The sequence below is a fragment of the Yoonia sp. R2331 genome (genome assembly GCF_041103235.1).
Taxonomy (GTDB): Bacteria; Pseudomonadota; Alphaproteobacteria; order Rhodobacterales; family Rhodobacteraceae; genus CANMYO01.
Window position 1 is genome coordinate 1 of the sequence record NZ_JBGCUN010000001.1, and the last position, 22,430, is coordinate 22,430.

Below are 22,430 nucleotides of genomic sequence, written 5' to 3' on the forward strand. Positions count from 1 at the left end.
GTATCATTTCCCGCGCCGCCGTTGATGCTGTCGGATTGGGAGGTGCCGGTGATTGTCTCGTCGCGGCCAGAGCCGATGATCTCGACATAGTCGTTCTGCGCGCCCCAGCCGGTGAACTGCCAGCCCGAGAAGTCCAGCACGGTCTCGGTGAAGCTCTGGTTCAGGTCGACCCGCACGATATCGGTCGAGCCGACGACGTTGTTGCCGTCAATCAGCAGGTCGTTGGCGAACTCTGCGCCGGTGATCGTGAACTCATTGGGGTCAAGGATTACCGTGATGTTGCGGTTGGCCCCGATGGCTGCGAACTCCACCTCTTCGATGCTGGTGATCTCGATGCCGCTCAGGTCAAAGACCTGCCCGTCAGCCGTGCCCTGGATCAGCAGTCGGTCTTCGCCGCTGCCTGCAAAGATGAAGTCGTTGGAATAATCCCCGCCCGCTACGTCCACCACAAAGGTGTCGTTTTCGGCGCCGCCAAACAGCAGATCTTGCGCGCTGGTCCCGCTGCCCGTGATCGTATCGTCGCCCGCCCCGCCATAGATGCTGGCCGCGCCCGCGGTATTGCTGAGCGTGTCATTCCCCGCCCCGCCATAAACCCGCGACAACCCCGCATCGGCCACAACCACATCGTCAAAGTCAGAGGTCGTCAGCGTCTCAAACTCTGCCACGCGGCCGGTGGCCGTATCGCTGCTGGCGTTGGTGCCCGCCGCGGTAAAGTCGATGTCCCAGCCAAAGGCTGACCCCGACAGGTCCAGCTCATCGTTGCCGGTGCCGCCCAACAGCGTCACATCCAGACCGCCGCCCACGTCGCTGATCGTATCATTTCCCGCGCCGCCGTTGATGCTGTCGGATTGGGAGGTGCCGGTGATTGTCTCGTCGCGGCCAGAGCCGATGATCTCGACATAGTCGTTCTGCGCGCCCCAGCCGGTGAACTGCCAGCCCGAGAAGTCCAGCACGGTCTCGGTGAAGCTCTGGTTCAGGTCGACCCGCACGATATCGGTCGAGCCGACGACGTTGTTGCCGTCAATCAGCAGGTCGTTGGCGAACTCTGCGCCGGTGATCGTGAACTCATTGGGGTCAAGGATTACCGTGATGTTGCGGTTGGCCCCGATGGCTGCGAACTCCACCTCTTCGATGCTGGTGATCTCGATGCCGCTCAGGTCAAAGACCTGCCCGTCAGCCGTGCCCTGGATCAGCAGTCGGTCTTCGCCGCTGCCTGCAAAGATGAAGTCGTTGGAATAATCCCCGCCCGCTACGTCCACCACAAAGGTGTCGTTTTCGGCGCCGCCAAACAGCAGATCTTGCGCGCTGGTCCCGCTGCCCGTGATCGTATCGTCGCCCGCCCCGCCATAGATGCTGGCCGCGCCCGCGGTATTGCTGAGCGTGTCATTCCCCGCCCCGCCATAAACCCGCGACAACCCCGCATCGGCCACAACCACATCGTCAAAGTCAGAGGCTGTAATGACTTCGATCCCCGAAAACAGGATCGATGATCCGCCGGACTGGCCCGAATCCGCGTCTATCGTCCAACCTGCCGTCGCGATACTAAAATCGAGTTCGTCTGTGTCGGCCTCACCCAGGATAGTGTTTTGGGCGCCATCATTGCGGATGATGAAGATGTCATTGCCATCCCCGCCGTACATGGTGTCGTTTCCAGGACCCCCGTCCAGAGTGTCATTGCCTTCGAACCCAAAAAGTTCATCGTTGGTCGCAAAGCCATTCAGGGTATTGTCAAATTCATCGCCTTTGATTGTCGCCACGAGATAACCCACCAATCTTCAAAAATGCTCAAATATAGGCAAATAGTCTGCCGATATTTTGACAAAAAGCAAACAATGGTTGCAGATGGCGCGCTTTCGCTTCCCTGTGCCGCGTCATGAGGGCTGATGTCGGGATGTCGCAATGGGGGACACCCGATCCACAGCAAAGTGTCGATCAAGAAAGGTGCTGCCACACAGCGGATGACCGTCAAAGCACAGCAGCAATCGATTGGGCTACACGCTGGATTTGATGATCGCCAAGCCCTGCGAGGTTTGTCCGGCCACTGGGGAGGATGTAAATTCCGAACTCAAGCCGCAGCCGCTCGACCTGCGACGGGCTGAGTGGAAGGATCGAAAACATCCCGCGATGATGCATCAGGAAGTCAAAGTGATCTCCGTTGGTTGCCTGCCGCAGTGCGCGGGACAGATTTTGTCGACATTTCACGACGCGCAGCCGCATGTCATTCAACTCTGTCTGCCATAGGGTCCGCAGGTCCGGATCGGTTAGGATCGTGCGGACGACCGCAGCCGCGTGATCCGGCGGCATTGCGTATAGCGTATTGATGTGACCCAGCATTTTCTGGCGGATGCGGTGTTTTTGGTCTGGCTTGCGGCTGAGGGCCGCAAGAATACCCGCCCGGTCGCGGTAGTTCGAGAATGTCTTGGAACAGGTGACGGCCATGAAAGCCTCTGGCACGGCTTCAGCGATAACCCTGACACCGTACATATCTGCCTCAATCCCTTCCCCGAACCCTTGATAGGCGACATCGAGAATGGGCAGCAGACCCTTGTCCACAAGGATACTGCACAGAATGTCCCATTGCGCCGGTTCCAGATCGACGCCCGACGGGTTGTGGCAACAGGCTTGCAAGAGCACGCCATCGCCCGGTGCTGCGCCTGCAAGGTCTTCGCACATGCCGTCGAAATCCAGCCTCTGCGTTGCCTGATCAAGATAGCGGAATTCCAAGACCTCAAGGCCGCTGGCCCGCATAATGGGTCCGTGATTGGCCCAGGACGGGTCCGACATCCAGATGCGTGATCCGGACGACACATTGGCGATGACCTCGACCGCCAAACGAAGTGCAGCGACCCCACCTGGTGTCTGGACATAGCTGAAACGTTCGGCCACAGAAGTGTCACCGACAACCAGACGCAAAAGCGCGTCGGAAAACGCATCATCACCTGCAAGGCCCAGGTAGGATTTGGATGTCTGCGACTTCAGCAAAAGCGCCTCGGCCTTCTTGACGGCCTCCATCACCGGCGTTTGTCCGGCTTCGTCGCGATAGACACCAAGTCCAAGGTCGATCTTTTCGTCTCTCGGGTCTGCCTTGAACTGCTGTGTGATCAGGTTTGCGCCGAATAGAGGTGTATCCGTCAGAGTTTCGAACATGGGACATCCGATCGTTTAAGCATTGAAGGGTCAGGCGCTGCGCAGCGCACGCGGGCTATCGTCCATGAGGGCGATCAGCTGATGCGCAAGCCGTTCAAGCATTTCGGCCTTCACGGCCGCGTAGTCAGGCTCGGCCCAAAGGTTGCGGGATTGCGAGGGATCGTTGACGCGGTCGTAAAGCTCGCCCCAATCCTCGTCGCGGTAGACAGTGATGCGCCATTCCTTGGTCATGACCGACCGCGCCCGCGCAGGTGTGTCAAACCCCATGCGCGCAAATCCGTCGCTGTATTCCACAAGAAGATCGTCGCGCAGCGTAGCATCCTCCGACTGCATCGCAGGCAGTAGTGAGCGCCCTTGCATCCCCACGAACGGGGCTGCGCCCACGCGGTCCAGAATGGTCGGTGCAATATCAGTCGTCGAAGCCAGCACATCGCATGTCCTTGAACCCTGCGCATCCGGCTCTGACCAGATCATCGGCACGTGGGTGACGGCCTCATTCATCCATGGCCCTTTGAGCAGAAGATTGTAGTCTCCCAGATAGTCGCCGTGGTCCGTGTTGAAGATGATGATCGTGTTGTCGGCCTGACCGGTTTCGTGAAGCGTCCGGATGATGTCTCCGATGGCATCGTCAATCATCGTCGTCATGCCTGCGGTCAATGCCATCGCTTCTAGCACATGACGGTCGCTGACCATGATGGCATTGGTGGCCTTGTCCGGGGCCTCTCCGCTTTCCATGGCGCGGCGGCAGGCCTCAAGTGGCGGTGGCGGATTTTGATGCGTGGCATAGGGATGGGCCAAGGCGAAATTCTCTGGCGCATACATCGACCAATATTTGCCCGGCGGCGTGAAGGGATGGTGCGGGTCGGGGAAAGAGACATAGGTGAACTTTGGACGGGGATCGTCAGCGCAGGCCTTCAGATGTGCGATGGCGCGGTCCCGGATGTAATTTGTGGGATAGTCATCTTCGGCGAGTGGCGTGCGTATCGCTTGCGGGCAGGTGTAATCATGCGGCAGCTGATTTGCCGGATCGCGTAGTGCTTCCCAAGTGTCCGGGTATTTCCGACGCAACCACTGCAGGTAGTGACCCCGCGCCGTCGCGCCGTGACCGGTGACAATGTTGACCTCGTCGAACCCGTAATAGGGCGTGCCGATTACCGTGTCGTCTTCGCTGGCATAGGTTTCAGGGGCCTCGGCCAGGTGTTCCAGTCCGGTCTGGTCCTTCGCCTCGGGGATCAGCTGATCCTTTGGATCGTTCCAGTCGTGCGGCTCCCCGTGCGTCATCGGTTCCAGATGGCTTTTGCCGATCGTGGCGGTGCGATACCCCGCCGCACGCAGGACATCGACAAACGTCTGGCTTCCCGGCGCCAGCACACAGCCATTGTACCGCAGCCCGTTGGTCGTCGGGTAACGCCCCGTCATGAATGCCCCCCGGTTTGGCATGCAAACGGGCGATGCAACGTGGAAATCCGTGAACCGAACACCGTTCTGTGCCAGCGCGTCGATATTTGGCGTTTTGACAACAGGATGACCATAGCACCCCAGCCAATCCGCGCGATGCTGGTCGGTCATGATGTAAAGAAAGTTCGGTGTAGATGTCTTGGTCATTGCGTCACCATGCGATGAAGATTTAAGCCGCTGAAATGCGTCGCGCCGACACCCGGTTCATCAGCACAAGTCCAAGGCCAAGAACCAGTGCCGCGCCGTTGACGATAGGGTCGGGATTTATGATCGCAAGGCCAAGGACCGCGCGACCAAGAGCCTCTGGGGTCGAGAGCTTTGTGTAGTCAAACCGGCTCGCCGCGGTCGAGATCAAATAGCACATCGCGAAAAGGCGCACGAGAATGTAAGCAAAGGTCGGCATGTCAAAAACGGATCCCGCCTCTGGCACGATAAGCATCATGGGATTGTAGACCCAGAAGAATGGCAACAAGAAGATCACGATCCCAATGCGCAGTGCCGCGATCCCGGTGCGCGTCGGGTTGCCGCCAGATATCGACGCCGCCGCATATGCGGTCATCGCCACCGGCGGTGTGATGCCAGAGGCGACGCCGTAATAAAGCACAAAAAGATGCGCGGTCAGTGCTTCCAACCCAAAGCCGCGCATGGTCGAACCGAGCACGATGATGATCGTCAGGTAGGCCGGAAGCGTGGGCATGCCCATGCCCAGCAGCATGCACGCGCCGGATGCCAAAAGGAGCGTTGCCAACAGGCTAAAGTCAGTTGCGCCGTTCAACAGGTACGATAGTTGCGACGGAAGCCCGGTGGACAGCATTGTGGCGATAACAATCGAGATGCAGCACACCGCGATCAGAAGCCGCGCGAAAGACAGGCTGCCCTGCGCAAAGCCCTTGACCAGACGAAAAGGCTCGCGCCGGATGTCGGGGTTGATGAAGCTGACAGCGAACAGCACCATAAGCGCAATAAGTGCAGACCCAGCGGGCGACATACCACTGATCAGCGCAAAGATGACGGTGCCAATCGGCAGCACGATCAGCAATAGATTGACGTAGTCCTGAAAGGTGACGTGAAGCTCGGGCGGCCTTTCTTCTGCGGCTTCGATGCCAAGCCGGCGGCTTTCGAACACGATCGTCATGAACAGCGACGAATAATAGAACAAGGCGGGCACAATCGCAGCTGTCATCACGGTGACATAAGATACGCCCACAAAGTCAGCGAGTATCAGCGCAGCCGCCCCCATAATCGGCGGCATAATCTGACCGCCGGTCGAGGCTGTGGCTTCAACACCGCCTGCGAAACTGGGCGAGAACCCGCGTTTCTTGATCATTGGTATGGTAATCACGCCGGTGCCGACGACATTCGCCACCGCCGACCCCGACACCATGCCGAACAGGCCAGACCCAAGAACAGCAGCATGCGCCGGACCACCTCGGAATTTGTAGAGATGCTTGATCGAAATCTTCAAAAGGGACAGGCCCGCGCCGGTGCCTTCAAGCATCGCACCCAGCACGATGAACGGAAACACCGTGGACAGAACGATGCTTGTTACATTGCCAAGGATACCGTCATCCAGCGCCAGCCAAAGGTTCTCAGTCAGATCGTTTACAAGCGACCCCTGAAAGCTCCACATGAAGTAGGCCAGCGAAAGTGCAGAGACGACGACCAGCGGGATGCCCCATAGCCGCAGTGTTAGATACATGATGCACAAACAGGCGCCAAAGGTCGTCCACGCCTGATACGGCTGGAAGAACACAATCGTGTCGTGCATCTTGGTGACATCAACGTAAAAGCGCCAGCAGGCATAGGCGATCACAAGCCCAACACTGATATCAAGAACCAGCGCACCCGTTTTGATACTGCTGGAACGGTTTTTGAGTGTCGCAACCAGCGGCGACGCCAGCAAGACCACCACCACACAAAGGAAAAGCATCGCCGCACGGTAGGGTTCGGCATCGAACGGCCCGATGCGGGGCAATGGTCCGATCGCCGGCAGCCTGTGTGCGATGGGGATGATCCCCATACAGAAAGCAATAATCAGGGCCAGACGCTTGTTCCATGGCATGGGCTCTTTGGGTTTTGCGTCGGTCATGGATCACTGCCTTCTGTACAGTATTTGGGTATCAACGATGCTTCAGGTCGCTCAGGGCGCCAGCAACTCCGCCGGGACCTCAATCCCGTTTTCGGTGTAGTAGCGCACCGCACCGGGATGCAGAGGCATGTTATTGCCCGCAAACGGTGACTTCGCGATCGACTTCAAAAGCGCGATCTCGTCACTGTTTTTCTCAAGATTGTCCCAGAACGTGGCGGTCAGCAGGTAGGCTTCGTCGTCCGACATGTTTTGGTTCACGCCCACAAGCATCGTGTAGTTGTAGCTGAGCACATCGACATCGCCGTTTTCCACACCTTCGTAGGAATTGGCGGGAATACCACCGGGCACACTGCCGACGGATAGAAAATCGGCATAGTCCGCACTTTCGGCCATTCCTTCAGGTGCTTGCAGGAAACGGAAATCGCCCTGCAGCAAAAGCTGTACAATCGCAGCACTCCCCACAGCGGTAGAGAAGTTAAGAACGTCGAACTGACCATCCTGGAAGGATTGCACCGCAGCACCCCAGCCCATCTTGACGGTCTCGTAATCCGCGTCAGCCTCCAACCCGCTCATCAGGTTCACAAAGGAAGAAAGCTGCGCGTTCGCATTGCCGCCCGGTGGCCCAATATAGACACGCTTGCCTGCGACATCGCTCCATTGTTCGATGCCGCTGTCCGCGCGCACAATCGAATGCAGCGCACCGCCAGTGAAGGCGAACAAAGAGCGGAGATTTCCGGACAACTCCTTTGCATCATCGCCCATTTCCTTGTAGGGGCCAGCCCCCCGCGTCATGGCATTGAATGCGCGCGGCGGCACGATCGCCACGTCGATTTGCTCGGCTGCAAGCTTGATGGCAGAGCGTGACAAGGTCTGGCCTGTGTTCAGCGTGATCGATGTATCGGTCCCCGCCAGATCCCGCCCCATAACCTGCAGCACGATTGATGTCAGTCCCGTTTGCCCGGCGGACTCTGCTTTCAGCTCGTCCGCCTGAACCCCCGCAGTAGCGCCTAGAACCAGCGCCGATGCAGCTATCATTGTTCGAATTGTGTTCATGGTCTTCTCCCGATTGAAAAGGCTATTGTGAAGCATTTGGAACTTTTACAGAGGAACCTATCAACGCAGGCACTCTCGAATTTCGCTATGTGAAATTAATACGCGCCAAAAAAGTGTCATCCGGGCTGCACCACGGCCATCGCCACCAGTTGCACAAGGCACCCGTCCGGTAACTCCGCGATATGCGCTTGCCGTGCCGGGCGCTGCTGTTCGTCCGGCCAGAAACTCAGCCAGAACCTGTTGATGACGCTGCGATCATCCCGGTCCGCCAGATAAAGATCCAGTTTAACCACATCTTGCCGTGTCGCGCCGCCTTCGGCGAGAATGCGGTCCAGATACTCAAAACAAAGCGCGGCCTGCGCTTCGACCCCCGCCGGATAGGTGTCTGTTTCCGGGTCCTTACCAAGAATACCAGAGGTGCAAAGTACGCCGCGATGGATCGCGCCGTTGGGCACGGGGTTCGTGTGCTGCGCGACGCCTTTGGCGACCAGCGACCGAACCATCACGCGCCGCCCTTTTGATGGAGGATCGGATTTTCAAGGCGGCCAAGCGGCTCAACCTCGATCGCCACGACCCCGGTTTCTTCGCCCATCAGAAGGCTCTTGTGCCCTCTGGGGAACCGCCCCGCGCCTTTGCCCGTGGTCCCGAAAGAGATCAGATCACCGGGCTCAAGCGTAAAGTACCGACTGGCCTCTGCGATGCATTGCTCCACGCTAAAGCGGTAGCTGCTGGTGTGGTCAGACGTGAACTTTTCATCGTCAAGCCAGCCTGTCAGGTGTAAATCGTTCGGGTCACCGACAACATCTGTCGTTGTGATCCAGGGGCCCATCGGGCCAAAGGTGTCGGTGCCCTTTGACCGTGTATGATAGACATAAAAGGCGTCCGTATCGTCGGGGCCGTTCAGGTTCCGCCACCCATAGAACTCCGGACGTGCCATATCCTTGTCGTATGTCACCGCAATGCTGTCTTTCTGGAACTTGAGCCCGTGAGACGTGACATCGTTGTGGATCAAGAACCCAAAAACGTGGTCCAGCGCTTCGTCTTCGGTGATGTGCTTGCAGCGCGTCTTGATGACCGCGCAAATCTCGGGCTCTGGAATGACCGCGCCCCACGCCGGGTCCACGATCACCGGCTTTCTGTGCCCTTGCAACGACGATGGCGGCTTCAGAAAGAAGTTCGGCACGCCCGGATCGACATGCGCTTTCTTCATTAACTCGACATTGTTGAAGGCCACACCAAGAATTTTCGAGGGGTTGGGCAATGGTGCGACCCAGTTCACGGGCTCGGGCAGCGGGTCTGCGGCGTCGATATGAGGCCCAAGCAATTGCGGGTCGAGCCCTTGTTCAACAAAATCGAGCACAGAGTTTGATCGCTCAAGTCCCGCCAACGCACAGACGTCCGAAAGTTTTCGCGCCAGCCCGTCGGTCCCTTGCACGATCGCTGTCCGCTTGTCGTCTACCAATGCCGTTCCGAACCTCATGAATTCACCTTTTCAAGATAGTCTTCCAGCGTGATCGGCGGCGCGTCCATAACCGGCGGCTGCGGCGCAGTTCCAAGGAATGTCGTTGTCTCGTAAAACCACTTTCTGGGTGCCGGCAGCCCCCACAGCTGCGAACGCCGTGTGTCCGAAAGATCCCATCGCTTTGGCGCATGGTCGATATCTATGACGTTGTAATGGCTTGAGAAAATTTCGACACGATGCCCGTCGGGGTCACGAAAGTAGACAAAGAAGGCGTTGCCGATCCCATGTCGTCCCGGCGCGCGGTCCATCGTATCCGCCAGCCCCAGCGATGACATGACATCTGCGGCATGCACAATTGATGCAATTTCCGGTGTGTGGAACGCGAAGTGATGCAGGCACGGGCCGCGGCCATTGCCGAACACGATATCCTGAGTGTTGTTCTTGCGTTTCAGCCAGACACCCCACATTTCGTCGGTTCCGTCGCGGGCGGTGTATTCGGTCAGCCGAAAGCCCATTTTGTTGTAAAAGGCATAGGCACTTGCAACGTCATGGCACGAAATCTGTACATGATCGAGAAACGCCAGCTTGCCACCGGCATGGGTATGAAACCGGCGCATGCGATTTTCGGACGTGTCCATCGTCGCACAGAATTCCAGCGGCACGCCCACACCGTCGTTCACCTGCAGGGTCGGGCCCTGAAACGGCCGGTCGACGAATTCTGACGCGATGCCCTCGGCACCAAACCAGTCTTGCGCACGTTTCAGGTCATCATCCTCAAAGACGCGAAACCCGATGCGGCGGGCCTGTGCCTCGCCATCGTTGGTCTTGCGCTCGAATACGATCGAATGATGACCGCCTTCTTCGATGGCGCGCAGGCACAGCATATTGGCGTCGGCATGTGTGACTTCCAACCCCAACCCGGTCTCATAGAATTGCCGCGTGGCGTCCAAATCTTTCGATTCCAGCACGCAATGGCTCAGGCGCGTGACGTTGAATGGCGGTTCCGCGGGTAGGGGCAGCAATGTCATTAAACCCGTCCTTTGCTGGATATTTCAACTATAGACATAGCGGACCGGGCCCTTAGGGTTAAAGGATCGTATTTCACTCAGTGAAACCAAAGCCATGGCGTCTTATTCTTCCATCCGTTCCGTCGAACGCAGCCTTATGATCCTTGCGCAAATGAACCGGCGCCCGATCAGCCGTGTGCAAGAGCTGGCGAGCGAGCTGGTCCTTGCACCCGCGACCGTGGTGCGTGCGCTCGAAACGCTGACGGCTCTGGGATATGTGCAAAAGCAGTCCCGACGCACTGGATACACGTTGACCGAAAAAGTGGGCGAATTGTCGTCGGGGTTTCACGGTCTGCCCACGTTCGTGAACAAGGCCAAACCCATCCTCGAAGACCTGACGCACCATTTGTTATGGCCCGCCGCGCTATCGACGATCGACAATAACTCGATGATTATCCGGCTCTCGACCATCCCGAACAGTCCGCTGTCGCACACACATTCGACGCTTCAAAAACGGCTCAACCTGCTGACCCGTGCGCATGGCCGGGCCTATCTTGCGTTTTGCCCTCTGGCAGAACGCCGCAGGCTGTTTTCCTCTCTTTGCGAGGCACGAGAATCCTTCTTGTCGCCTCAGGAACTCGAAGCGCAAATGGAGCCACATCTTGAGCGTATCAGAAGTCTGGGGTTCGCAGAGCGTGATCACGACATTGACCCCGAAACAACCACGATTGCGGTCCCGATCAAGCACCATCGTGGCGTTGCTGCGGTGGTCGGACTAACCTATTTTCAGGGCGCACATCCAAAGGTGTCCACACTTCTGGCGGGTCTGAAATTCGCCGCCGAGAAAATCGAGGAACTGGTCACAAGCGAGCAATCAGAGCTGTAGCCAAGCCGTTTTCAGATTGGTGAATTTATCGAGCGCATGAAGCGACTTGTCATAGCCATTGCCGGATTGCTTCACGCCACCCAGTGGTGAGGTCACGTCGACGGGCATCGCACGGTTGACCTGCACCATTCCGGTCTTAAGCGCGCCGACCATCCGGTGCGCGCGTGACAGCTCTTGCGTCCATAGTACTCCGGCCAGCCCGTATTTTGAGTTGTTCGCAAGCCGGATGGCGTCTGCCTCATCCTCAAAACCATGAACCGTCAGAACGGGTCCAAAAACTTCTTCCTGGAACACGGCGCTTTCGGCTGTCGCGCCAGTAAGAACCGTCGGTTCCATATAGGTGCCGCCGCTGTCTGCATGCAGCGCCTTGCCCCCGGTGACGATCTTGGCACCTTGGGCGAGGGCCTGTTCAACCACGCCAAGGTTCTTTTGAAGCTGCACAGGGCTGTGCACCGCACCAACGGAAATGTCCAACGACAGAGGGTCCCCAACCTGCAGAGCCTTCGCAAGATCGGTGACCTGCGCGGTTACTTCTTCGATGATACTTGCGTGGACCAGAAGCCGCGACGCCGCCACGCAGACCTGACCGGAATTGGCGAATATCGCACCGATCGTTCCGCGCAATGCCGCCTCCATCGGGGCATCTGGAAAGATGATGTTTGCGGATTTGCCGCCAAGCTCAAGATAGACCCGCTTCAGGTTGCTCTCTGCCGCACTTTTCAAAAGTGTGCGTCCAACCGCCGCCGAACCGGTAAATGCCAGCACATCAACATCGTCAGACAGCGCAAGCGCAGCACCAGCCTTTGAACCATCGCCCGTCACAACATTCAGAACACCCGGCGGCAGACCGGCCTCAAGCGCCAGTGCGCACATCTTCAATAGGCTCAGAGAGGCGCTTTCAGGTGGTTTCAACACCACCGAGTTCCCGGCGGCAAGCGCGGGACCCAGTTTCCAAGCGCCAATCATCATCGGGAAATTCCACGGCACAATGGCCGCGACAACGCCGACCGGCTCGCGGTGGACCAGCCCAAGGACATCGGCCTGTGTCGGTGCAATCTCCCCGTAGGTTTTATCGATTGTCTCACCATAATAGCGGATCGTCGCGGCGGCATTGCGCGGTTCTGCATTGAATGCCATTCGGATTTCGGTGCCGTTATCGCGTGCGCCCAAAACTGCCAATTCCAGGGCGTTTGCTTCGATCAAATCAGCCCATTTTGTCAAAATCTGCTTTCGCTCGGCGGGCGTTCTTTTCGACCATCTCCCATCCTCAAACGCGGCCCGCGCCGACGCCACAGCCCGCGCCACATCTTCGGCATCGCTCGCGGCAAGCTGGGTCAGCACCTCGCCGTTGATCGGAGAGATCGCATCCAGCGTCCGCCCCGTGGCGCTGCTGATGTGTTCGCCGTCGATCAGGTTCCGGCCCGGCGGGATTTTGGTAAACCGATGGGCATCGATCAGTTCTTGCGTCAAAATCACGGTCAGGCCCTCTGCTGCGTCATCGTGCGGACAGCATACCGGGGGCGCAAAGAAACGGTGGAAGACGTTGGGACAGGATTTCAATAGATGAAATTTGCCTCCGGGGCAGATGCACCGGGCGGATCAGTGTAACTATCCTGAGCAAAGCATGAAGGAGACGCCATGACACGCCTGACAACTGGTGACATCATTGCCACCAAGCTTTCGCAGTATGGTGTCGACACGATATTCGGCATCCCCGGTGCACATACCTATGACCTCAGCGATGCAATTGCCCGGAACGATGACCTCCGCTTTATCCATACACGCCACGAACAAGGCGCTGCCTACATGGCCTATGGCTATGCCCGGTCCAGCGGGCGTGCCGGTGTTTTTACCGTGGTGCCCGGCCCCGGACTGTTGAATGCGGGGGCAGCCTTGTGCACAGCCTACGGCGCAAACACGCCTGTGATGTGCATCACCGGCAACATCATGTCGCATATGATTGGTCAGGGCCGGGGGCAGCTCCATGAACTCCCAGATCAACTTGCCCTGATGCGAGGTCTGACCAAATGGGCAGACCGGATCACCCACCCGGCAAACGCGTCCGAGATCATGGATCGCGCATTCCACGAGATGTTTGCTGGCCGCCCAAGGCCAGTCGGGATCGAGGCTCCCTGGGATGTCTTCGGACAGGAAACAGAACACGCCGTGTCTCCGCGCGCGCCCGATCCCGTGGCGCTGACCCCGGATTCAACTGAGATCGAGGCAGCCGTTAAAGCCATCTCAACAGCCAAGAACCCGTTGATCATGGTGGGGGGCGGGGCGCTCGACGCATCCGCCGAGGTGCAGGCACTGGCGCGGCGTCTACAGGCCCCCGTCACGGCCCATCGGTCGGGCAAGGGTATCATGCCCGAGGACGATCCATTGTCGCTTTTGCCGCCTGGGGCATGGAAATACTGGCAGGACTGCGACCTTCTGATCGGCATCGGGTCGCGGCTAGAATTGCAGCATATGCGTTGGAAATGGTTGCCACCCGGCCTGAAAACAATTCGGATCGACACCGACCCGATCGAATTCGTGCGCCTTCCTGCCGCGTGCTGCGTTCTTTCTGACGCCGCACTTGGGGTTCAGGCGATGTTGGACGAATTGCCGTCGCAGACGCGTGCTGACAGGGATCTCGGACCGCTCCGGTCCTCAGTCGCCGCAGACGTCGCCGCGATCCAGCCGCAGGTCGACTACCTTTCTGTCATTCGTTCTGTGCTGCCGCGCGACGGTTTCTTCGTCGAAGAGGTCAGTCAGGTCGGCTTTACCGCACGCATGGCTTTCCCGGTCTATGCGCCCCGGACCTATATGACCTGTGGATATCAGGATAATCTGGGTTTCGGGTTCAACACGGCACTTGGCACAAAGGTCGCCAATCCCGACAAGGCGGTGGTATCGGTCTCCGGCGATGGCGGCTTCATGTTCGGGGTTCAGGAACTGGCCACCGCGGTCCAGCATGGCATCAACGTCGTGTCGATCGTTTTCAACAACGGGTCTTATGGGAACGTGCGGCGGGACCAGAAGAACCGCTATGCAAATCGGCTGATCGGCTCTGCGTTGGAGAACCCGGATTTCACGGCGCTGGCCGAAAGCTTCGGTGCATGGGCGCGGCGGGTGAGTGACCCAGAGGCGTTGGGTCTTGCCTTAAAGGATGCGCTCGACGCGAACCGGCCCGCCGTGATCGAAGTCATGCTAGAGCGGGATTCCGACACATCTCCCTGGCCATTGATCCATCCGACGATATAGCTTTCCTGTTGTCGCAAAACCCAAATTTGGGCGTAAAGGCAATTTCTCGCAGAGGATTTGATGCCAGACATTCACGAAAGTCGGCTTCGTCCGCAATACCGCCGACGCGCCCCATTAGAGATTGTCCGCCCAGTCAACCAAAGTGCCACCCAAAGGTAACTTGACCTCAGCGGTGCCATCCGCGACCTTACCTTTAGGTCAGCGTGAAAAGTAATTGGGATGAGAACCGCAACCGCCGAAGATGTCGACAGGATCACTGCGTGTCTGCGGACGTCCCCGCATCAGGCGATGTTTACGCTCGGCTATCTGCACCGCGATGGCTTTGCAGGTCGGGGCAACCGCACCATGGAATTTTGGGTCAACGACGGGGACCAGATTACTGATGTGCTGGCGCTGACGCGGGCAGGGATCGTGGCCCCGTTTCTGCCGCAGATGCCGGTACTGGGGGCGGCGCGCGCGCTTAAGGGCCGCAAGATCAGTGGCATCATCGGGCCGGCTGATCAGGTCGCTCCACTGGAACGCCAATTGGGGCTTGAAGATGCCCCCATGACGCTCGACCAGGACGAACCGCATTTCACACTTGATCTGGCAAAGCTGCAAATTCCGGATGGTCCGGGCGATCTGCGCCCCTTGTCGCAGGCCGACCCCGCAACCATGTTGGACTGGATGACACAGTACCAGACCGAAACCCTCGCAACGCCTCCTGATCAGGCCCCGATCCGGGCGGCAGCTGGCTATGAAACCGCGATGGTCGCTGACAACCGCCGGGTGCTGATGTGGGGCGACGTGCCGCTTGCGACGACCGCCTTTAACGCCCAACTGCCCGACATGGTGCAAATCGGCGGCGTCTTCACCCCCCGCAATCTGCGCGGCAAGGGCCATGGCCGCCGTGTCGTCGCCCTGCATCTGGCAGAGGCGCGCGCCCGCGGCGTCACGCACGCGGCCCTGTCGGCTGCCAATTCCGCCGCCGCCCGCGCTTACGAAGGGATTGGCTTCCAGAAGGTCAGCACATGGTCCTTCCGCCTGTTTGAGCGGCCACAGGTCATCCGTGGCTGATCTGATCCGGCCAGAATTGCGCGCAGGCCTTTGGCGCTGGCGTGAAAGCCTGCTGGGTCTTGCGGTTGTCGCGCTTGGCGCGTGGTGGCTGAACACCTTTTATTCACCTGTGCAATGGATCGGTTGGGCGATCGGTGCCGGTGGTCTTGTCTGGGCGGCTGCTGGCTGGCAACGCGCCCGGTTCCGTGCAACCGGCGACGGCCCCGGCGTGGTGCAGATCAACGAACGCCGCCTTGCCTACTTTGGCCCGCTCACCGGCGGCGTGATCGACATCGCTGACATGTCGCTCCTCGAACTCGAACCCAAAGCTGTGCCCGCACCCCATTGGGTGATTTCTGGCATCGGCGGGCAATCGCTGGCAATCCCGGTCAATGCCACCAATGCGGACGCGCTTTTTGATGCCTTCGCCAGCCTACCGGGGATCAGAACCCAATCCATGCTGGATGTGCTGTCGCGCACACCCGATGCGCGGGTCACGATCTGGCGTCGCAACCACCCGGCCTTGCATTAGCCTGCATTCTGGGCCACCAAACTCTCCAACCGCGATCAATAAAGGCCTCCCCCATGTCCATCCCACAATCCGGCGGCGGCCCGATCGAACATCATGACCAACTGGCCGAACTGCTGTCCAAAGGCTGCAAGCCCAAGGCAGACTGGCGCATTGGCACAGAGCACGAGAAATTTGGCTACTGCAAAGATACCCACATGCCGCTGCCCTACGAAGGTGAACGGTCAATCCACGCCGTGCTGTCTGGTTTGCGTGACCGTTTCGGCTGGGCCCCCGTGGAGGAGGGCGGTCACCTCATCGGTCTCACCAAAGACGGTGCCAACGTCAGCTTAGAGCCGGGCGGCGCGCTGGAACTGTCGGGCGCTCCACTTGAGACGATCCATCAAACCTGTGACGAAGTGAACGTCCACCTGACCGAAGTCAAATCCGTCTCGGATGAGATCGGCGTCAAATTCATCGGCCTTGGTGCCGCACCCGAATGGACGCATGAGCAGATGCCGCTGATGCCCAAGGGGCGCTACAAGCTGATGAACAACTACATGGAAAAGGTCGGGACCCTCGGCACAGCCATGATGCGCCGCACCTGCACTGTGCAGGTCAACCTCGACTTCGGGTCAGAGGCGGACATGGTCCAGAAACTCCGCGTCAGCCTCGCGCTGCAACCGGTCGCCACGGCACTTTTTGCCAATTCACCCTTCTTCGAAGGCAAACCCAACAACCACAAAAGCTGGCGCAGCCACATCTGGCGACACCTTGACGCTGACCGCACAGGCATGTTGCCATTTGTGTTCGACGACGGCTTCGGGTTCGAAGCTTGGGTGCAGTGGGTGCTCGATGTGCCGATGTATTTCGTCTACCGCGATGGCAAATATATCGACGCGCTTGGCATGTCGTTCCGCGATTTTCTGAAGGGTGAACTGCCCGCACTGCCCGGTGAAAAGCCGCTGCTTTCGGACTGGGCTGACCACCTGACCACCGTCTTTCCAGAGGCGCGGATCAAGCAATTCATCGAACAGCGTGGCGCCGATGGCGGCCCGTGGCGCAGGCTTTGCGCATTGCCCGCCTTCTGGGTCGGACTGCTTTATGACCAGACCGCGCTCGATGCCGCATGGGATCTTTGCAAGGGCTGGTCTGCCGAACAGCGCGAGGCGCTGCGCGTCGCGGCCTCTATCGATGGGCTGCAAGCACAGGTCGACGGGATCAACATGCATGACCTCGCGCGCGAGGTCGTCGCGATTTCCGAACTTGGGTTGCGCAACCGTGCCAAGCCCGGTGCAGGCGGGCTGGTGGGTGATGAAACCCACTTCCTCAATGCGCTGCACGAAAGCATCGACAGCGGCCAAACCCCGGCGGATGAACTGTTGCACCATTACAATGGCGACTGGAATGGTGACCTTTCCCGGATTTACGACGCATACGCCTACTGATTCACTTCGCGCATGGATAAAAACAGGAGATTTCCATGCGTGATTTTTTCATTAATGCCTTGGACAAACTGATCAGTGTCTTTGTCGTGTTGGGCATCATTGGCGTGATTATTGGGGCGGGCATGACGATGATGACCCCGCCTGAAATGGGCGGTGCCGGTGCAATTGGCGGGCTGATCTTTCTGGTGGTTGGCTTGCTCTACGTGGCTTTCATGGCAGGCTTTATGTATCTGGGCCTCGGCATCTATCACAACACCCGTCGCACCGCAGATGCGACCGAAAAGATGGCAGGCCGCAGCGCCTGACCCTTTGGCTTGGTCCGGTGCCCTTGGGCGTCGGGCCATCCAACGCCGCACCCTGATCTTCCCAAAAGGACCCCCTTGCGCGAACCTCCGCTGGTTTGCGCGCCACCTTCCGTCTGTCATGACAGAATCGGCCACCCATGGCACCCTCTTGGCATTTGATAACCAACTCCCCGCATTTTTCGCGGGGCCGCCAAGAGGTAACCCATGTTTGCAAGTCTGCATTTCAACAACGATTCTCGCTTTTCACTGATCCGCCAAAACGCACTCGCCCTGCGCGACGGGGCCAAAGGCTACCATGTCCGCCTACTGCAACAGGGACTAATAGACCTCGGCCATGATCTGCCGTTTTCAACCCAACTATATGGCTCGCCGGATGGACATTTCGGAGGCGAAACAAAATCTGCCCTGAAAAAGGCGCAGGCCAAGCTTGGCCTCTATGACGACGGAGTCTTCGGCACAAAATCGGTCATCAAGTTTGACCCGCCACTGGCCGCTGCACCTGGTGGCTTTGCACCACCCCCCGCGCTGCCCGGAAAACCTGATGGCGACGCCGGCAATGAGGCAGCGACATTCCGGGACACAGCTCTGCGCGCCATCGGCCCAGGCAGTCCGATCTACAAGACCGACAGTTGGGAAATCAACTGGCGTCCCCGCGCCGGGGCCGATCCGATCCACTTCAAAATATCGACCTTCATCGACTACGGCTTTTCGCTGAACGGTGCGATCGTTCGTGACGATATCCAGTTCGGCTTTGTCGATCACCCCGGTGACGCCGGGGCCGAATACATCCCCACAAAACGCAGTCGCTATGGCAAGAGCCGCAAGGCCAACACCATCCTGCTGCTCGACAAGACCGCACGCGACAACGAACCGCTCGCAATCCACGAATTGACCCATGCCTTGTTGGATATGGAACGCGGCCCCCGCAACGCCCTCTTTAACGAAATGATCGCCTACATCGCAGGCAGCCTTTATACCCTGAACCAAGGCTACGCTTCGTTGGGCGGCGGCGAATTCGCCGCGATCTATTCTGCCGCAAACGATTGCGCGCGCCTCATCAAACTGCGCGTCACACCGGATCAGGACAAACTGGAAAAGCTGGCAAAGGCGATCAATGAAAACCCGCTGTACCGGGGCGTGCGGCGCCGCAGATACAAGAACAACGGCGTCGGCTAACTCCGGGGATCGCTCAAAAAAGCGGCGCTTGCGCCAGTTCAACGGACTCAAGCGCGGCTAATTTTGCCACTTTGCAGTGACCAATGTCCCAATTTTTAGGCAATCGCTGTTTTTGGCCGCTTTTGCTGCACCGCCGCATGGATATTCGGCAGCACTTGAACAGAGTTGTCAGCGCCTATCACGGGCAAACGCCGCGCGGTGAATATCCGGCAAGATACTGACCACCACGCGACGGCAACATCACTGCTGCGGGGTTTGTTTAGCAGACCACGGCCCAAACGCGACACCATTCGTGGCGTCTGGCCGAACCGCTGCGACAAATGGGGACACAATTCCATGCGCCTTCCTGCATTTACCTTGGCCAGCCTGCTCGCCTCTACCGCCATCGCCTCTGCCGAATGCGCCGACCCGATTAAAGTCGGCGTCCTGCACTCGCTCTCCGGCACAATGGCCATTTCCGAAACCACGCTCAAAGACACGATGCTGATGCTGATCGAACAGCAGAACGCTGCTGGCGGCGTTCTGGGCTGCGAACTCGAAGCCGTCGTTGTTGACCCGGCCTCGGACTGGCCGCTCTTTGCAGAAAAAGCGCGCGAGCTTCTGACTGTGCACGAAGTTGACGTGATCTTTGGCAACTGGACTTCGGTCAGCCGCAAGTCCGTGCTGCCCGTGATCGAAGAACTCAACGGACTGCTCTTCTACCCGGTCCAGTACGAGGGCGAAGAGTCCTCCAAGAACGTGTTCTACACAGGCGCCGCTCCGAACCAGCAGGCGATCCCTGCGGTGGATTACTTCCTTGAAGAACTGGGCGTCGAAAAATTCGCGCTGCTGGGCACCGACTATGTCTATCCCCGCACCACCAATAACATCCTCGAAAGCTATCTGCAGGACAATGGCATTGCCGCAGACGACATCTTCGTAAACTACACACCCTTCGGTCATTCGGACTGGGCAACCATCGTTGCTGACGTGGTCGCACTGGGCGAAGACGGCAAACAGGTCGGCGTGATCTCAACCATCAATGGTGACGCCAACATCGGCTTCTACAAAGAACTCGCCGCGGCCGGTGTCTCGGCTGACGACATCCCCGTCGTGGCCTTTTCTGTAGGTGAGGAAGAGCTTTCCGGCCTTGATACCTCCAACCTCGTCGGTCACCTCGCCGCCTGGAACTACTTCCAGTCTGCCGACACCGAGGCCAACGCCGAGTTCATCGCCGCATGGAAGGCCTTTGCCGGTGAAGAGCGTGTGACCAACGACCCGATGGAGGCGCATTACATCGGCTTCAACATGTGGGTGAACGCCGTCACTGCGGCTGAAACGACGGATGTCGATGCCGTGCGCACAGCGATGTATGGTCAGGAATTTCCGAACCTGACCGGTGGCACAGCCGTCATGCTGCCCAACCACCACCTCGCCAAGCCTGTCCTGATCGGTGAAATCACCGCTGACGGTCAATTCGACATCATCAGCCAGACATCTGAAGTTCCGGGCGACGCATGGACAGACTTCCTGCCCGAAAGCGCCGTGCTGACCTCTGATTGGAAAGACCTTGGCTGCGGCATGTACAACACCGAGACAGAGACCTGCGTGCAGCTCACCTCGAACTACTAAGACCTCCCCGGCGGCGCGAGGCATCGCGCCGCCACCCCCTCCTGAATACCCGGAAGACCCCAATGCGCATTCTGCTCAGTGCCATCGCTTTTGTCGTTTGTGCAATGACCGCGCAGGCCCAAGACCTGCAAACGCTCCTGCAGGACAACGCCGCGCAAATCGCCAAGCCGTCGCGCAATTCCATTGGCACCGTGCTGGATGACATGGTCGCCACGGGCCTGCCACAGGTCCCCACCTTCCTCGAAGAATGGTCAGACAAAAACGTCTGGCAGAACGAAGAAACCGGCATCTTCTTCATCGCAACCGAAAACGACGACACCCTGACCCTGACAGACATCGACAGCGGCGCGCAAACCACCGCCCCCGCTGACGGATTTAAACAACTCAAACCCAACGGCGGCGTCCGCCGTGTCATTGGCACCGCCCTTGTGCAGTTCCAACTGATTGACCCCGACACCACCCGCCGCGCCGCAGCCCTCGAAAGTATCGCGCGCAGGCCAGAGGCGTCCCAACTCGCACCCCTCATGGCCTCCCTCGACGGCGAAGATGACCTAGACCTGCTGGCCCGCAAACAAAACCTGATCACTATTCTTTCCGCTCGTTTCGCCGAAACACCTCAGGCGCGGATCGCCGCGATTGAGACTTTGGCGCAGGAAACCTCCGTTGAAACCCGCGCCGTCCTCAACCAGATCCTCGCCACCCAGCCCAGTGTCGCCGCCACGCTCCCCGACGCCAATATCGCGGTCCAACACGACCCGATGACCGACCCCGATGCGTTCTACGCCGCCCTTGTGGATGCAGACCTCGCTCCGCCGTTGACCACTGCCGCCGACATCCGCGCCGCGATGGAGGCGAACATCACCGACGGCCGCGTCGGAAATACCCCCACCGCGCAGCTGAACACCGACGCCGCCCGTGCAGCGGCCTATGCAACCCTCGCCGCTGCCGGCACCATCCCACCGCTCGTGGGCCTGCCCGAACGCGACGCCGCCCTGCAATCTCATGTCTTCTTTGACACCTATACCGAAGACGACGCCACCATCACAGCCGCCGCCCGCACCGCCCTTGATCGGGTGGAAAGCGCGGTCTCGCTTGCCCAAACCGTCGACCTTGGCCTTGATGCGCTTTCGCTTGCCTCAATCTACTTCCTTGCCGCGATCGGCCTTGCGATCACCTTTGGCGTCATGGGCGTGATCAACATGGCGCATGGCGAATTCATCATGATGGGCGCTTACACCGGCTACGTGATCCAGCTATTTGTGCCCGATTACACCATCGCCATCCTGATCGCCCTGCCCACGGCCTTTGCCATCACCTTCGCCGCCGGTGTCACGATGGAACGCCTCGTGATCCGCCACCTTTACCACCGCCCGCTGGAAACCTTGCTGGCGACCTTCGGCATCTCTATTGCCCTGCAACAGCTCGCCAAAAACATCTTCGGCACCCAGGCCCGTCCGCTGACCTCTCCGGCCTGGCTCGATGGTGCATGGATCATCTCTGACGTGATCCAGATCAGCTACATCCGCATCGCCATTTTCCTGCTGGCCCTGATCTTTCTGGCGCTGATCCTCTTCGTGCTCAAACGCACGCGGCTGGGGCTCGAGGTCCGCGCTGTCACGCAAAACCCCGGCATGGCCGCCTCCATGGGCATCAACCCCGATCGGATCAACATGCTGACCTTTGGCTTCGGCTCGGGCATTGCGGGTATCGCCGGTGTCGCCATCGGCCTCTACGCCAAAGTGACCTCTGAAATGGGCGCCGACTACATCGTGCAAAGCTTCATGACCGTGGTCGTCGGCGGTGTCGGCAACGTCTGGGGCACACTCGCCGGGGCCTCCCTCATCGGTGGCCTGCAAAAGGGCATCGAATGGTTCAACCCTTCCAACACGCTGGCCGCCCAAACCTACATGATCCTTTTCATCATCCTCTTCATCCAATTCCGGCCCAAAGGCATCGTCGCTCTCAAAGGCCGGGCCGCGGCGGACTGACCCCATGCTTC

At 59.0% G+C, this 22,430-nt stretch carries 18 protein-coding genes; 9 read left to right on the top strand and 9 right to left on the bottom strand.

Going from position 1 to position 22,430, the window contains the following annotated elements:
- The 8 genes from AB3Y40_RS00005 to AB3Y40_RS00040 form a co-directional block, all read right to left on the bottom strand.
- The coding region (locus tag AB3Y40_RS00005) for a calcium-binding protein (protein WP_369436753.1) at window positions 1-1,769 on the bottom strand (1,769 nt) is incomplete at its 3' end.
- Window positions 1,770-1,965: 196 nt separating this feature from the next.
- The gene (locus tag AB3Y40_RS00010) at window positions 1,966-3,147 is read right to left on the bottom strand and encodes an amino acid aminotransferase (RefSeq protein ID WP_369436754.1); all 1,182 of its coding nucleotides are present in this window, start codon (window positions 3,145-3,147) and stop codon (window positions 1,966-1,968) included.
- A gap of 30 nt (window positions 3,148-3,177) precedes the next feature.
- The gene (locus AB3Y40_RS00015; RefSeq protein WP_369436755.1) at window positions 3,178-4,752 is read right to left on the bottom strand and encodes a sulfatase family protein; all 1,575 of its coding nucleotides are present in this window, start codon (window positions 4,750-4,752) and stop codon (window positions 3,178-3,180) included.
- A gap of 22 nt (window positions 4,753-4,774) precedes the next feature.
- Entirely contained in the window at window positions 4,775-6,694 is a 1,920-nt protein-coding gene (locus AB3Y40_RS00020) for a TRAP transporter permease (RefSeq protein WP_369436756.1), read from the bottom strand.
- A 51-nt stretch (window positions 6,695-6,745) separates the two neighbouring features.
- Complete coding sequence (locus AB3Y40_RS00025) at window positions 6,746-7,747, bottom strand: TAXI family TRAP transporter solute-binding subunit (RefSeq protein WP_369436757.1); 1,002 nt, start codon at window positions 7,745-7,747, stop codon at window positions 6,746-6,748.
- Between the two features lie 116 nt (window positions 7,748-7,863).
- Window positions 7,864-8,250, bottom strand: coding sequence for a RidA family protein (locus AB3Y40_RS00030; protein WP_369436758.1), 387 nt, complete (start codon window positions 8,248-8,250; stop codon window positions 7,864-7,866).
- Entirely contained in the window at window positions 8,250-9,227 is a 978-nt protein-coding gene (locus AB3Y40_RS00035; protein ID WP_369436759.1) for a fumarylacetoacetate hydrolase family protein, read from the bottom strand. Before AB3Y40_RS00035 ends, AB3Y40_RS00030 begins: the two co-directional genes overlap by 1 nt.
- Entirely contained in the window at window positions 9,224-10,237 is a 1,014-nt protein-coding gene (locus tag AB3Y40_RS00040) for a VOC family protein (RefSeq protein ID WP_369436760.1), read from the bottom strand. The genes AB3Y40_RS00035 and AB3Y40_RS00040 overlap by 4 nt, the downstream gene beginning before the upstream one ends.
- 94 nt (window positions 10,238-10,331) lie before the next feature.
- Here AB3Y40_RS00040 and AB3Y40_RS00045 point away from each other — a divergent pair, with 94 nt between their 5' ends.
- Complete coding sequence (locus AB3Y40_RS00045) at window positions 10,332-11,102, top strand: DNA-binding transcriptional regulator (protein ID WP_369436761.1); 771 nt, start codon at window positions 10,332-10,334, stop codon at window positions 11,100-11,102.
- Here AB3Y40_RS00045 and AB3Y40_RS00050 read toward each other — a convergent pair.
- A complete protein-coding gene (locus tag AB3Y40_RS00050; RefSeq protein WP_369439568.1) occupies window positions 11,091-12,572 on the bottom strand; it encodes an aldehyde dehydrogenase family protein in 1,482 nt (493 codons plus the stop codon). The two genes, AB3Y40_RS00045 and AB3Y40_RS00050, sit on opposite strands and share 12 nt — an antisense overlap.
- Before the next feature lie 168 nt (window positions 12,573-12,740).
- On the opposite strand from AB3Y40_RS00050, the gene AB3Y40_RS00055 reads away from it, so the two are divergent.
- The 8 genes from AB3Y40_RS00055 (at window position 12,741) to urtB (ending at window position 22,419) form a co-directional block, all read left to right on the top strand.
- Complete coding sequence (locus AB3Y40_RS00055) at window positions 12,741-14,348, top strand: thiamine pyrophosphate-dependent enzyme (protein ID WP_369436762.1); 1,608 nt, start codon at window positions 12,741-12,743, stop codon at window positions 14,346-14,348.
- A 219-nt stretch (window positions 14,349-14,567) separates the two neighbouring features.
- A complete protein-coding gene (locus AB3Y40_RS00060) occupies window positions 14,568-15,404 on the top strand; it encodes a GNAT family N-acetyltransferase (RefSeq protein ID WP_369436763.1) in 837 nt (278 codons plus the stop codon).
- Entirely contained in the window at window positions 15,397-15,915 is a 519-nt protein-coding gene (locus tag AB3Y40_RS00065) for a hypothetical protein (protein WP_369436764.1), read from the top strand. Before AB3Y40_RS00060 ends, AB3Y40_RS00065 begins: the two co-directional genes overlap by 8 nt.
- Before the next feature lie 53 nt (window positions 15,916-15,968).
- Window positions 15,969-17,339 carry a glutamate--cysteine ligase gene (locus AB3Y40_RS00070; protein ID WP_369436765.1) on the top strand — a complete coding sequence of 457 codons (1,371 nt, stop codon included), beginning with the start codon at window positions 15,969-15,971 and terminating at the stop codon, window positions 17,337-17,339.
- 35 nt (window positions 17,340-17,374) lie between these two features.
- Complete coding sequence (locus tag AB3Y40_RS00075; protein ID WP_369436766.1) at window positions 17,375-17,644, top strand: hypothetical protein; 270 nt, start codon at window positions 17,375-17,377, stop codon at window positions 17,642-17,644.
- A gap of 204 nt (window positions 17,645-17,848) precedes the next feature.
- Window positions 17,849-18,820 (top strand): peptidoglycan-binding domain-containing protein, encoded by a 972-nt coding sequence (locus AB3Y40_RS00080; RefSeq protein ID WP_369436767.1) that lies wholly within the window; start codon window positions 17,849-17,851, stop codon window positions 18,818-18,820.
- A 336-nt stretch (window positions 18,821-19,156) separates the two neighbouring features.
- Window positions 19,157-20,431: an urea ABC transporter substrate-binding protein gene (gene urtA, locus AB3Y40_RS00085; RefSeq protein ID WP_369436768.1), complete on the top strand. Its 1,275-nt coding sequence runs from the start codon at window positions 19,157-19,159 to the stop codon at window positions 20,429-20,431.
- 62 nt (window positions 20,432-20,493) lie between these two features.
- Entirely contained in the window at window positions 20,494-22,419 is a 1,926-nt protein-coding gene (urtB, locus tag AB3Y40_RS00090) for an urea ABC transporter permease subunit UrtB (RefSeq protein WP_369436769.1), read from the top strand.
- Window positions 22,420-22,430: the final 11 nt, after the last annotated feature.

What these genes read in the sequence shown, in the direction of transcription:
- AB3Y40_RS00010 (WP_369436754.1), bottom strand. Translation starts at nt 3,147, where the DNA reads ATGTTCGAAACTCTGACGGATACACCTCTATTCGGCGCAAACCTGATC.
- AB3Y40_RS00015 (WP_369436755.1), bottom strand. Translation starts at nt 4,752, where the DNA reads ATGACCAAGACATCTACACCGAACTTTCTTTACATCATGACCGACCAG.
- AB3Y40_RS00020 (WP_369436756.1), bottom strand. Translation starts at nt 6,694, where the DNA reads ATGACCGACGCAAAACCCAAAGAGCCCATGCCATGGAACAAGCGTCTG.
- AB3Y40_RS00025 (WP_369436757.1), bottom strand. Translation starts at nt 7,747, where the DNA reads ATGAACACAATTCGAACAATGATAGCTGCATCGGCGCTGGTTCTAGGC.
- AB3Y40_RS00030 (WP_369436758.1), bottom strand. Translation starts at nt 8,250, where the DNA reads ATGGTTCGGTCGCTGGTCGCCAAAGGCGTCGCGCAGCACACGAACCCC.
- AB3Y40_RS00035 (WP_369436759.1), bottom strand. Translation starts at nt 9,227, where the DNA reads ATGAGGTTCGGAACGGCATTGGTAGACGACAAGCGGACAGCGATCGTG.
- AB3Y40_RS00040 (WP_369436760.1), bottom strand. Translation starts at nt 10,237, where the DNA reads ATGACATTGCTGCCCCTACCCGCGGAACCGCCATTCAACGTCACGCGC.
- AB3Y40_RS00045 (WP_369436761.1), top strand. Translation starts at nt 10,332, where the DNA reads ATGGCGTCTTATTCTTCCATCCGTTCCGTCGAACGCAGCCTTATGATC.
- AB3Y40_RS00055 (WP_369436762.1), top strand. Translation starts at nt 12,741, where the DNA reads ATGACACGCCTGACAACTGGTGACATCATTGCCACCAAGCTTTCGCAG.
- AB3Y40_RS00060 (WP_369436763.1), top strand. Translation starts at nt 14,568, where the DNA reads ATGAGAACCGCAACCGCCGAAGATGTCGACAGGATCACTGCGTGTCTG.
- AB3Y40_RS00070 (WP_369436765.1), top strand. Translation starts at nt 15,969, where the DNA reads ATGTCCATCCCACAATCCGGCGGCGGCCCGATCGAACATCATGACCAA.
- AB3Y40_RS00075 (WP_369436766.1), top strand. Translation starts at nt 17,375, where the DNA reads ATGCGTGATTTTTTCATTAATGCCTTGGACAAACTGATCAGTGTCTTT.
- AB3Y40_RS00080 (WP_369436767.1), top strand. Translation starts at nt 17,849, where the DNA reads ATGTTTGCAAGTCTGCATTTCAACAACGATTCTCGCTTTTCACTGATC.
- urtA (WP_369436768.1), top strand. Translation starts at nt 19,157, where the DNA reads ATGCGCCTTCCTGCATTTACCTTGGCCAGCCTGCTCGCCTCTACCGCC.
- urtB (WP_369436769.1), top strand. Translation starts at nt 20,494, where the DNA reads ATGCGCATTCTGCTCAGTGCCATCGCTTTTGTCGTTTGTGCAATGACC.